Origin of the sequence: Ureibacillus massiliensis 4400831 = CIP 108448 = CCUG 49529 (assembly GCF_000772965.1) — a bacterium.
In the GTDB taxonomy this organism is placed as follows: domain Bacteria; phylum Bacillota; class Bacilli; order Bacillales_A; family Planococcaceae; genus Ureibacillus; species Ureibacillus massiliensis.
This window is the reverse complement of the sequence record NZ_JPVQ01000004.1, coordinates 130562-142610: the sequence shown is the minus strand read 5'-3', so window position 1 is coordinate 142610 and position 12049 is coordinate 130562. Positions and strand designations below refer to the sequence as shown.

The window sequence follows — 12049 nt, the reverse complement described above, 5'->3', positions numbered from 1 at the left end:
CAAATAGCATCAACTATTGAACCTAATTATTTATGTGCGAAGTTTGAGTAAATAATCATTAAATTACCTTGTTCTCTTACATGAATATTTAACCTTGTTCTCTTACATGAATATTTACTTCCAAATTCACCACACCTCCAGTTTGAATATAACTCAATTCCCTTTTTTTCTTTTTTAAAACTATAAAAATTATTTCTTTAAAATAAATATTGTAAAATCATCCTTCATAGCATAATCTTGTAATTTTTGTAACTCTGAATAGACCTTTTCACATATTTCTTGCGCAGAAAGATGACGGTGCAAATAGGTAATCTCTTTAATAATATTCCGAGATTCATTGACTTCTATATCTCTTATTTCTGTTACCCCGTCAGTCATGATTACAACAAAATCATTTTCCTTTAGCTGGATATCAAATTGAGGATATTTTACCTCTGGAAGTACACCCAATAATAATCCTTTACTTTCTAAATCGTGGAATGATTCATCACTAGCACGGAAATATAGTCCAGGTTCATGTCCCGCTGAACCATATGTTAATACATCATTAGCTAAATCATATCGGCCATAAAATGATGAAACAAACATACTGTCATCAACACTTTTCTCAATGATTCGGTTTAATACTTCTAAAACGTGTGATGGATTATTGTTAGCATACTCAAGTGTTTCCAATCCATTTTTAACCATGGACATACATAAAGCCGCAGGAACTCCTTTTCCTACAACATCTGTTACTGCAAAACTTAAGTAATCTTTTTTATCATATAAAAAGCAATAAACACAATCTCCATTCATTTGCCTTAATGGAATAGATAACATTCCAATATCTAAAGATTCTATTTGTGGTACAGTTGTTTTTAGTAAGTGATTTTGGATTCTTGTAGCAATATCCATCTCAATTCTCAATTCTTCTTGTTTGATTAAAAGACTTTGGTGTTCACGAAATTTAAGTCCAAATTGCACCATCACTTCGATGAGGAATTCGTAAGCATAAGATAGCTTTTCCGGTAAATCATCATAGATTTCTTCAATGGCTTTTTTATGAATATTGATTACATCTTCAGGTGCTACATTTTTTTTCATTAGCTGTCGAACATAATTTTGTCCTACATATAAATTCTGTTCCTGTCTATTTGCAATATAATCGGATAAGATTTGTTTATATTGAATTAATAATTGTTGCACAATATATCACCCCATTCTTAACCATTTTTCTACTCTAATTTTTGTTCCTCTTCCTACTTCTGAAGTAATATCCATATTATCCATAAGTCTTTTTACTCCAGGTATACCAGCTCCTATACCTTCTGGAGAATTTTCACCTAATACGCTTTTAATGTCAGCAATACCTGGCCCGCTATCCTTAGCTATTATACATATTCCTTTTAAATTTAGATCTTCATTGTCAATTTTTTCAATTTCAATCTGTCCAATTTCTGCATACAAGAAAATATTTTTTGCTAATTCTCCTATTGCAGTTGCGATTCGCGCTTGATCCACTACATCGAATCCGATTGATTTAGCTATTTTTCTAGCAAATTGGCGTGCAGTGATTATATCCCATTCCGTTTTAATATCTATAGTTATTATTTCTGTCACAACTGCACCCCCAAATCATAAGGTTTTTATCAAATTTATTTAACTTTTTATATAATTCTATTATTTGTTATCGGCAAAACCAATAAGGTTTATATACTTTCTATTTATTGTAATTATATTCTAATAATTGTAACAAAGTAATTATAATTTTATTTTAATAACAATGATAATGAAAAGAGCATCGAAAACTTTTGTTTTCGATACTCTTTTTTAAATTATGTATTCAAAATTTCATTAATCCTAAACTTATTTCTAAGGCTTCGTCCACTTTATCCATTAATTCTTCATCTAATTGAGTAATCCGGTCGGTTAGTCTGGATTTATCAATTGTACGCAATTGTTCAAGCAAAATTACCGAATTTCGTTCAAACCCATACTTTTTGGCATCTATTTCAACATGGGTTGGTAATTTTGCTTTTTGAATTTGCGCAGTAATCGCAGCGATAATTACTGTAGGACTGAATCGATTTCCTATATCATTCTGAATGATTAATACGGGTCTTGTTCCACCTTGTTCAGAACCTACCACTGGTGATAGATCTGCAAAAAAAACGTCCCCTCGTTTCACAATCAAATTTCATCCCCCGCTTACGAGACGCTCCACCATATGCTCTGCTTCATACTCCGCATGTAGACATTCACTACAAATTGACAAATTAATTTGTGACATTTCCACATAGCCTTTCATTAAAGCTTCCCGTATTTGATTTGGTTGCTTGTGCGTTGATAATCTACGTGTCGCAACGATAACATACTCTTCCTTGCGCGCAAATTTTTGCTCAAGTGTTTGATTAAACTCTATTAACATCTCTTGAGGAAGAGAATATTCGATTTCTTTTAACTCATCAGCTTTTTTCGCGTACAAAAACAAGCACCTCCACAAAAACCATACCGTTTCTTCTACCTATTCTATCATCGAAAATAGTAGTTGAAAAGACAAGATATTTTATAATGTGACAATTCTTGTGATTGTAGTGGTTTTTATTGGAGATTTTTGTCGGATTATATTGTTATGAGTAATAGATTCGGGGCACTCTAGTTGTTATAATACACGGTATTTCATAGTTTATAGTTTCAACTTTTGCTGCCCATTCATCGATTGTTATTTCTTCCTCATTTTGTTTTCCAATTAAAATTACTTTCTCACCTACATTATATGCACTAGGTAATGCAATCATACATTGATCCATGCAAATTCTTCCGATTATAGGGACTCTTTTCCCATCAATCAATACTTCTTGCCCACTTAATTTACGAATCATACCATCAGCATATCCTATAGGTAGTGTACCTACATACATTGGTTCTTCTGCTGTAAAGGTTGCACCATATCCAACTGATTCACCTTTTTGAAGTAATTTTACAGCAACAAGCTCCGTTTCTAATGAAAACGCTTGTTTAATTGGAAACGGTAATTTACCTTTTACGTAAGATGAAGGTGCTAATCCATACATTGAAATACCGAAACGCACTGCATCATATTGTAGATGTTTATCCTTTATCAACATAGTTGCCGTGTTTGCAGCATGTATGATTCGCGGCTTTTCCGGTAACATTTGGACTAGCTTTTCAAACTTTTCTACCTGTTTTTCAAAGTAGGATTCATCTTCTTCGTCTGCCGTTGCAAAATGAGTAAATATCCCATCTACTATAAGATTACTTGTTTTTTTAATGTCGCTAAATAGAGTTAAAAGTTCCTCAATAGTTGTTACACCAATTCTACCCATACCACTATCGATTTTAATATGTAATTTTAATAACTTATCGGAGTTAAATTGGACGCTATTAACCCAATCCGAAGAATATACTGTTAAAGTAATATTTTCATCAGCCGCTACCTTTGCAAAGGTAACCGGCGAATATCCAAGTACTAAAATATCAATATTAGGAAAATGCTTTCGAAGATGGAGAGCCTCATCGGGTGTTGCAACAGCAAGTATAGTTGCTCCTGCCTCTATTGCAGCACCTGCGACTTCGACATCTCCATGTCCGTAAGCATTTGCTTTTACAACAGCCATTATTTGTACTTCTGGTTGCAGAAATCCTTTTAAATGGCGAACATTTTCTTTTATTGCATTTAAATCAATTATTGCATGAGTTGGACGGTAGTGTGGTGTTGTCATTTGTTTTTCCCTCTTTTACTTAATTCTAAACCTAGAATAATTTTTGTACGTTATATTTTTCAGTTTTGTAAAACATTTGTTAATTATTATACCCGTCCAACTGTACAATTCAACATGCTTATTTTAATTCTCCTGGGATTACAGAAGCTGCTACTTCCATCATCTCGTCACGTGTTAAACTTTCAGAGGCTAAGAAGAATGATACCCCATCACGTTCCCAGCTAATTGAGTTATCCGTAATAGCACCAATAGTAAATCCTAAGTCTGCTGGATCGCCGGGAGCAAATACAGGAACCGTTGAATTTTCGTCATAAGCTATTGGTTGTTCCATTAATGTAAATGGTTTGTCTCCTTCGAACGTTAAAATAACACGTTCCGTACCATCTTCAACGATTGTTTGCTCGTCTACTAATGTAGTACCTTCCCATTGTAAATTAGGATAATGTACTTGGAATTCTTGAGGTTCAATTGCGCCAGTTTCTCCTGATTCCTCAGTAAACTTTTCTACCGCATACTCTTCTTCCTTATGTTCCATTCCTAAATCAATTTTGCTAAATGTAATAAGCAGCTGTTCTTCCCCAGCTTCGTTCATAACTGAGACTGATGTAGGTAATTTTGTTTTCTTATCTACCGTTATTTTTTGCGTTGGCATTACGCTTTTATGATTATTTCTAGTAGCTGCTTGGAATACATAATTGTTTTCATCTTCTTCCATTGCAACATTTTGATCTGCTAATAAATCTTCAGCTAGAGCACCAATGAGGTATGCTTGGCTATTTTGTTTTGGCCACTCACTCTGGAACTTGTACGTTTTTCTGAGTGAAGGTGTTACGACAAATACGCCTTCTTTGTTACGTATTATCATCTGTGTTACGTCTTCACCTTGTTGTGTTACCTTTACTCGATAAAGATCTGGTTGAGTATGCCAAACATTTACATCGTATACTCTTGGTTCACTTCCTGTTTTGATTTCCATTGTTGCATCTAACTCATAACCTTTGACGTTCGTCCATTTGTTGCTCAAATCCTTTAACACATCTTCCTTCGATTGACTACCACAAGCCGCGATTACAAGTACACTTAACAACAATACGATAAAAGCAATTACACGTTGTCGCAAAACTCCATCCTTTCTACTTTCACTCGATACGACAAATATATGAGTGGTTGAATAACTTTATGCTATCAATTTTGGACAATATGACAATTTGCTCTTAGGTTAAGAACTAAGTCATTAATATAACCTGAGCTGCAGCATAATCCTTGGAATGTGTGATGCTAACAAAACCTTTAACAATTTGACGATTGAAATATAATGTTGGTTTCCCTAGTTCGTCATTTAGTATTTCAATTTGATGAAATTCACAACCCTCTCTAATGCCAGTACCGTTTGCTTTAGAATATGCTTCTTTCGCTGCAAATCTTCCAGCTAAATATTCAATTTTTCTTTGCTCTGATAATTTATTGTAAACATCAAGCTCACGATTAGATAATATACGATTTCTAAACTTTTCCTTTTCATTTACTTTTTTTATTCTTTCAATTTCTATAATATCTAAACCGATTCCTTTAATCATAAAGGTTCTCCTTTTCATCTTTAATCAATACAATGTATAATGATGTTATAAATTGAGGTGGATATATGTTTATTAGAAGGGAAAGTTTCAAGCAATATATTAAATTGTACCCAGTTGTTTCTTCCATCATTGCGATTAATCTAATTGTTTATATTTTAATGCTTTTACCAGGGATGGAATATAGGTTTTTTATATATGGTGCAAGTATTAATTCATTAATTGGCGATGGTGAGTGGTGGCGAGTTGTTTCCTCTATCTTCATACATGCTGGTTTTCTACATGTACTGTTTAATATGTTTTCGTTGTTTTTATTTGGACCCGAGCTTGAAAAAATTGCAGGTAAAGCTCGCTTTTTAACAATCTACTTGCTTGCAGGTATTTTTGGTAACGTTTTAACATTTATGACCCAACCCGGTATATATACAAGCGTTGGTGCAAGTGGCGCAATCTATGGGGTATTCGGTGCATTTGCAGCGTTAGTTTACTATACCCGCCATACAATGCCACAGTTAAAACAAATCATTATGCCTATTATTATTATCAGTGTCATTTTAACCTTTTTACAACCAGGCATTAATATTATGGGTCATTTAGGAGGATTAGCTACAGGTTTCATTATTGGGCTTGTTTACTTTACTCCAAAAAACATTATACGTTGGCGAAACAGAAGATAATATAAAAAAACGGTAAAGCATTACCGTTTTTTATTTTGACTGAAACCATTTGAAAACCTTATCGGCATCTTCAATTTTCAAATGCGCTACCTTTGCAGTTGCACCCATAACCCCTGACATGACAGTTGCTTGTATTGATGCAAGCTCGTTTCTTTTTTGAAAATAGCTCTGTCTTCTTCCTATAACTTGAATTCGTTTCTTTTCAGTTAAAAATGTAACTCGACTAAAGATTCGGTATACCAAAGTTAGTTGGTTGTTTAGAATCGCATATCCCGCTGTACGATATTGCCATAATCCAAGCAAAACCACTGGTACTACTAGTAATATTGACAATAAACCATAGGGATAATAAAAATAACTAAGTAAAGCAACTAATGGCAGCACCCAAATAAAATCGATTCGATAGAAAAAGGATTTTGCCTTGGATGGTGGTTTTGTTAAATTTAGACCCAGATCAAACTGCGGGAATAATTCCCCTAATAACGGATATAGCTCTTTTTTTCGGATAAGTGGAAACAAAATAATTTTTTTCTCCTTTTCACCATATCCCCCTCCTGCACTTTCAATACTCACAGAGGCTAAACCAAATAATTGCCGTATAGGGTTCTCTACGATTTTAATCGCTTGAATTCGCTTTACAGGAATAGCTATTTTCTTCTTTTCAAGAAGCCCACGAGTAACTATAATCCGATCATTTTCTTCCACTATTTTAAAATCATAATAACTAAGAAAAGTTAGGCCAACAGATGCGATCCAAGCAAAAACCAGCCCTATAAAAATCATCCCCAAAATAACTAGAAAACCAAATTGAATAAATGCAGATACTTCTTCAAAAATCAAATCCAATGGAATATATTCAGAGAACTGGGATAACAAAGCTACTATACCAGCTAATACAACGCCTATACTATTTGATGTTGTAGCTAATAATAGCAAATCTTTAGATGACATTTTATGGATAAGCTTAGAAGATATTTCAGAATCACTTGAGCTTTCGAATATTAAAGAATCCTCTTCATTAAGTTTTATTCGCGCTTTTCTTTTAGCATTTTCCATTTCTATTTCAATTTGTTTTGCAGCTTCTTTCGTTACCGCTGTTAACTCAACCTCGGGCTTACCATTTGTACTCCCTGCTGTTTCAACCATTACTTGCACTAACCCGAATATCTGATGAAATATCCCCTCTTTATAATTCAAGCTTTGAATACGTTCGAAAGGAATATACCGCTTTTTCTTAACAAACAGGCCGTATTCTGATCGAAGCTCGTCATCCTCAAACCAGTAAACAAATGTCCACCATTTAATAATCCCGAATATTAAATAAAAAAACACTGGAACTGTAATAATAAGTATTGGAAAAATATCCGACCAAAAGTTAATCTCATTTGTTTGCTGCGAATTAAAGGTACTAGATATAAAAATAATTCCGATTGGGATGATTAACTCCTTCAATCCCTTTAAAAAATTAATAATTGCTGATATAGGATGTAGTTTATAAGTTCTGTTAGACATCATCTTCAGCCACCCTCGCTAGTTCAGAAATTCGCATACGTAGTAAATCAGCCTCTTCCGAAATAAGCATTGGAATGATATGTGTCGTTGCTGCCGTTGATATAGATATATTAGCTAAGTTATATTTTTTTAGTATTGGGCCTTGAGCTGTATCAACATGTTGCACTCGTACCATCGGGATTAGAGTTTTTTTTATGATGAACAATCCACTTTGTATTTCAATCTCATGCTCCCTAACATCATATCGCCAATGTTCCCAACGTATATTGGGAATGATCCAAATAAAAGCTAACGCTTCCACAATCACACCAGCTATCACTATGTAATGGATATAGTGTGGCCATTCAAATATAAACGTAAATACACTGGCGGCAATTGCAATCATTAAAAATACAACCGAACCTATAAGACCGTATAAACGCCATACAGTTAATCCCTTCCTAGGAATTTTATTTTTTAATTCATCCCTCAATTTCCACACCTCGTTTCTTTCTTTTACATACGTTTAAAATTTAAAATCGTTTCGTTTTCCCGTAGCCTACTATAATAAAAAAACTGACTCATAAGCTGAGTCAGTTTTTAGTTTAAAATTAAATTAGCTATCGCGACGGCGTGGACGGCGACGCTCACTACTTTCACGACGGCCACCTTCTCGTCTGTTTCGATCACGACTAGTTGGACGACCACCACGTGCGCCATCTCGGCGTGGGCCACGATCACGGCCACTGCGGCCACCGCTCGCACGGTCTTTTCGCATTGGCAATGGACGTTCTTCTGTTATTGTTACAGGCGTTTCATCCGGTTCTTTTGTCATTGATTTAATAGCTGCAGCCACTAAATCAACAGCGTCATGCTGTTCTAAAAGTTCATTTGCTAAAATACGATAGTCTCCTAAATCATTCGCTTGAACAATTTCAACTAATGTTTCCATTGAAATTTGTTGTTGACCTGCTAAAGCTTCTGATTCTGATGGTGGACGTAGAGGTGTCATACGTTTTTTCGTAGTTTCCTCAACAATTCGTAAATAGCCCATTTCTCTAGGTGTTACAAAGGTAACAGCCAGCCCCGATTTCCCCGCACGTCCTGTACGACCAATACGGTGAACATATGACTCAGGGTCTTGTGGAATATCAAAGTTATATACGTGTGTAACGCCTGAAATATCTAATCCACGAGCAGCTACGTCTGTCGCAACTAGAATATCAATTTTATTTTCCTTAAATTGTCTTAAAACAGATAAACGTTTTGCTTGGCTTAAATCACCATGAATTCCCTCAGCTAAGTAACCACGAATACTTAATGCTTGAGCTAATTCATCTACACGACGTTTCGTACGACCAAAAACAATTGCTAATTCCGGTTGATGAACATTTAACAAACGAGATAGTATCTCGAATTTTTCACGTTCTTGTGATTTCACGAAGTATTGGTCTATGTTTTCAACTGTCATTTCTTTTGACTTGATTTTAACTTCTTCAGGGTTTTTCATGAAGTTCGTCGCAATTTTACGAATAGCTGGTGGCATTGTTGCTGAGAAAAGTAATGTTTGTCTTTCTTCAGGGACATTTTCTAAAATAGCGTTAATATCGTCGATGAAGCCCATATTTAACATTTCGTCCGCTTCGTCTAATACGAGCGTTTGAACGTTATCAAGCTTTAATGTATGACGGTTAATATGGTCTATAATACGACCAGGCGTACCTACGATAATTTGAGGTCTGTTTTTTAAAGCGCGTATTTGACGCCCGATATCTTGCCCGCCATAAACGGATAAGATTTTCACTCGTTTATCATATCCAATTTTATAGATCTCTTCTGAAACCTGAATTGCAAGCTCACGAGTCGGTGCAATAATTAATGCTTGTATAGATGTGTTTTTAGGATCAATCTTTTCAATGATCGGAATACTAAATGCAGCTGTTTTACCAGTACCAGTTTGAGCTTGTCCGATAATATCTCTACCCTCTAGGGCAAATTTAATAGTTCCTTCTTGTATTGGTGTAGCTTCTTCAAAGCCCATACGTTGTAAAGACCTTAATGTAGATTCGCTAATGTTTAATTCTGAAAAATTTGTCAAACTCTTCAATCTCCTTTTTTTCCGCTTAAGTTGACAAATGGTTACATTCAGATGAAGTGTATTCGGCAATTTCGAGCCTTTGTTTGGAACGTTTCCGTTATTAAATAAATCTCTACGTTTACACTAGAGTAGTTTTATATGAAAGGAAAGCCCGGTCATTGCCGAGCGGTTTCAATTCTACACAATCTTTTAATCATTTTTAAAATAGAATAAAACCGTAAATTCAAAAAAAAGCACTCTTCATTACATTGAAGAGCCTTCGCAAAATGTATCCATTGCTTACAATAGTCTATCATGCGCATGTTCGTATATGCAACGATAAAGCTCTCCTGCATTTCGATTTAATTTATTTTATCTTCTTGTAAAAATTTTAATATTCCTGGAAACCATATATCACAATCGTCGCTATAACAAATATGATGTTTACCATTTTGCGAAAAGAATATGTACTTTTCACTACATGGTAGTTGATCGTAAAGATATTGTGCAGTAGTGTAAGGCACGATTCCATCACATCTTCCTTGTATAAGATACGTAGGCACATTTATCTTACTAATATAAGGTGTAACCATTTTAACAATTCTCATAAATTGAACAGCGCTACTAACAGGTACATTATTTATTTTGTTCTCGTAGCGTTTAAATAATTCATTGTCTTTTAAATGTCCATTAATTGCATCTTTGATAATTTGTCTTATATCTTTTAAAAGTTGTACAGGAGCAATATATTTTGCTGATGGACTTAAAAGAACTAATTTTTCTACATTGTATTTTGTTGCTAAATACAATGCAATCATTCCACCCATAGAAAACCCAACAACAATTACTTTATCGCACTTTCTTGCCAATCTACGATATGCAACCTCTGCATCTAAAAGCCAATGTTCCGCTTTATAGCCTTTTAGTGATAGCGTTTCTCCGTGACCACAAAAGGTAGGTGTTTCAACAATCCATTCTGTTTCATACTTAATAAAGTTAGCAAGTGGTTGAACTTCATATGGACCACCCGTAAATCCATGTAACATCAAAATTCCCTTTGTCATGGTGCTTCCTCCATATAAAAAGAAAAGTTCCAAAAGCAGTTTATGTATCTTACTTTTGGAACAAAATTATTTATTTGAACGACTCTAAAACCGTTTCTAGTTTCATACCACGAGAGCCCTTTAATAAAATAATGGATTCTTCACTAGCATGGTGTTTAATATAATTAATAATTTGCTCATAATCATCATTTGTATGAATTAGATTTTCAATTGCAAATTTATTTTGTAGTTTTTCGTAAAGCCAGTTCATTCGATTTCCAAATAAGCATACTTTTGTGATTTTAGATTCATCAATAACGCTGGCTAGTTCTTCATGAAACTGTCTTTCATTTTCACCTAGTTCTAGCATATCTCCAAGCACTAGCCATTTTTCTGATCGCATATGAGTTGTTTGTATAAATTGGATTGCAGCCGTCATTGACGTAGGTGCGGCATTATAAGCATCATTTATAAATAAAATGCCACTACTTGATTGGATCACCTGCATACGCATATCCGTAAGCTTTGCTTGTTCGATTCCAAAATGAATTTGGTCATCTCTTAATCCAAGCGACTTTGAAATTAACATTGCATTCAGCGCGTTTTTAACTTGGTGTTCCCCTAAAACGGGAATAAAGAACTCTCCATTTAGTTCTCCGCGCACTGTAAACTGACTACCCTTTTCAGTTGTGACAATATTTGATGCAACTAATGAATTATCTTCATTAAAACCAAAGGACTCTACATTTAGATTAGGTTCTTTCCCGACTAAATTTTGTAATAACGGTTCATCACCATCGTAAAACAGAACCCCATGTTCGTCTAATCCTTTAATAATTTCAAATTTCGCCTTTGCAATTCCTTCACGAGATCCAAGGTCTTGCAAATGGGCTTCGCCGATATTTGTAATTACGGCATAATGAGGTCTAGCTAATTTTGATAAAAATTCAATTTCACCAAAGCCACTCATTCCCATTTCTAGTACAGCAATTTCCGTATCCTCATCTAGTGATAAGATGGTAATAGGCAAACCTAATTGATTATTAAAATTACCGGTTGTTTTTTGTACTTTGTAATACGGCGATAAAGCACTTGCCAGAATGTCCTTTGAAGAGGTTTTACCATTTGACCCTGTAATACCTATAAAAATTGCATTGTGCTCATTTCGATATTGACGAGCCATCTCTTGTAAAGCAATTTCTGAATCCTCTACAAAGAGAACCGGAACATCCTTAGGTGGATTTGGTTCACCCATTACCCAAACGGTTGCAGCAGCACCGTTTTCAAAAGCTTTTTCCACATATCGATGACCATTTACCTTTTCTCCCCGAAAAGGAATAAATAAATCACCCTTTTTAATCGTACGAGTATCGATTGAAACACCTGTTACAATTGTATCCTCAAATTGAGCATTCTTTACATCTAACCAATTGGCAATTTGTTTTAATGTCTTTTTCACTCT

General features: G+C 34.6%; 13 protein-coding genes. 1 reads left to right on the top strand and 12 read right to left on the bottom strand.

Annotated features, from left to right (window positions below):
* Positions 1 to 189: 189 nt before the first annotated feature.
* From CD30_RS04350 to acpS, 7 genes are all read right to left on the bottom strand, one after another.
* A complete protein-coding gene (locus tag CD30_RS04350) occupies positions 190 to 1188 on the bottom strand; it encodes a PP2C family protein-serine/threonine phosphatase (RefSeq protein ID WP_036172880.1) in 999 nt (332 codons plus the stop codon).
* 6 nt (positions 1189 to 1194) lie between these two features.
* Positions 1195 to 1602 carry an anti-sigma regulatory factor gene (locus tag CD30_RS04345; protein WP_036172877.1) on the bottom strand — a complete coding sequence of 136 codons (408 nt, stop codon included), beginning with the start codon at positions 1600 to 1602 and terminating at the stop codon, positions 1195 to 1197.
* Between the two features lie 223 nt (positions 1603 to 1825).
* A complete protein-coding gene (locus CD30_RS04340) occupies positions 1826 to 2176 on the bottom strand; it encodes a type II toxin-antitoxin system PemK/MazF family toxin (protein ID WP_036172876.1) in 351 nt (116 codons plus the stop codon).
* A 3-nt stretch (positions 2177 to 2179) separates the two neighbouring features.
* A complete protein-coding gene (locus CD30_RS04335) occupies positions 2180 to 2467 on the bottom strand; it encodes a hypothetical protein (protein WP_036172873.1) in 288 nt (95 codons plus the stop codon).
* Positions 2468 to 2612: 145 nt separating this feature from the next.
* Positions 2613 to 3725 (bottom strand): alanine racemase, encoded by a 1113-nt coding sequence (gene alr, locus CD30_RS04330; RefSeq protein WP_036172872.1) that lies wholly within the window; start codon positions 3723 to 3725, stop codon positions 2613 to 2615.
* A 118-nt stretch (positions 3726 to 3843) separates the two neighbouring features.
* On the bottom strand, positions 3844 to 4845 hold the full coding sequence (locus CD30_RS04325) for a LolA family protein (protein ID WP_036172869.1): 1002 nt from the start codon (positions 4843 to 4845) through the stop codon (positions 3844 to 3846).
* A gap of 106 nt (positions 4846 to 4951) precedes the next feature.
* Positions 4952 to 5302, bottom strand: coding sequence for a holo-ACP synthase (gene acpS, locus CD30_RS04320; RefSeq protein WP_036172866.1), 351 nt, complete (start codon positions 5300 to 5302; stop codon positions 4952 to 4954).
* Positions 5303 to 5367: 65 nt separating this feature from the next.
* On the opposite strand from acpS, the gene CD30_RS04315 reads away from it, so the two are divergent.
* Positions 5368 to 5976 carry a rhomboid family intramembrane serine protease gene (locus CD30_RS04315; protein ID WP_036172863.1) on the top strand — a complete coding sequence of 203 codons (609 nt, stop codon included), beginning with the start codon at positions 5368 to 5370 and terminating at the stop codon, positions 5974 to 5976.
* Positions 5977 to 6006: 30 nt separating this feature from the next.
* On the opposite strand, the gene CD30_RS04310 is transcribed toward CD30_RS04315, so the two are convergent.
* From CD30_RS04310 to CD30_RS04290, 5 genes are all read right to left on the bottom strand, one after another.
* Positions 6007 to 7488, bottom strand: coding sequence for a PH domain-containing protein (locus CD30_RS04310; protein ID WP_036172860.1), 1482 nt, complete (start codon positions 7486 to 7488; stop codon positions 6007 to 6009).
* Positions 7481 to 7960 carry a PH domain-containing protein gene (locus CD30_RS04305; RefSeq protein ID WP_036172857.1) on the bottom strand — a complete coding sequence of 160 codons (480 nt, stop codon included), beginning with the start codon at positions 7958 to 7960 and terminating at the stop codon, positions 7481 to 7483. Before CD30_RS04305 ends, CD30_RS04310 begins: the two co-directional genes overlap by 8 nt.
* Before the next feature lie 123 nt (positions 7961 to 8083).
* Entirely contained in the window at positions 8084 to 9565 is a 1482-nt protein-coding gene (locus tag CD30_RS04300) for a DEAD/DEAH box helicase (protein ID WP_036172854.1), read from the bottom strand.
* A gap of 341 nt (positions 9566 to 9906) precedes the next feature.
* Positions 9907 to 10608, bottom strand: a complete 702-nt coding sequence (locus CD30_RS04295; RefSeq protein ID WP_036172851.1) for an alpha/beta hydrolase — start codon at positions 10606 to 10608, stop codon at positions 9907 to 9909.
* Positions 10609 to 10678: 70 nt separating this feature from the next.
* A complete protein-coding gene (locus tag CD30_RS04290) occupies positions 10679 to 12046 on the bottom strand; it encodes a UDP-N-acetylmuramoyl-tripeptide--D-alanyl-D-alanine ligase (protein WP_036172849.1) in 1368 nt (455 codons plus the stop codon).
* Between the last annotated feature and the right edge of the window lie 3 nt (positions 12047 to 12049).

Coding starts and splice junctions, on each gene's coding strand:
- alr (WP_036172872.1), bottom strand. CDS start 3,725: ATGACAACACCACACTACCGTCCAACTCATGCAATAATTGATTTAAAT.
- CD30_RS04310 (WP_036172860.1), bottom strand. CDS start 7,488: ATGTCTAACAGAACTTATAAACTACATCCTATATCAGCAATTATTAAT.
- CD30_RS04295 (WP_036172851.1), bottom strand. CDS start 10,608: ATGACAAAGGGAATTTTGATGTTACATGGATTTACGGGTGGTCCATAT.
- acpS (WP_036172866.1), bottom strand. CDS start 5,302: ATGATTAAAGGAATCGGTTTAGATATTATAGAAATTGAAAGAATAAAA.
- CD30_RS04315 (WP_036172863.1), top strand. CDS start 5,368: ATGTTTATTAGAAGGGAAAGTTTCAAGCAATATATTAAATTGTACCCA.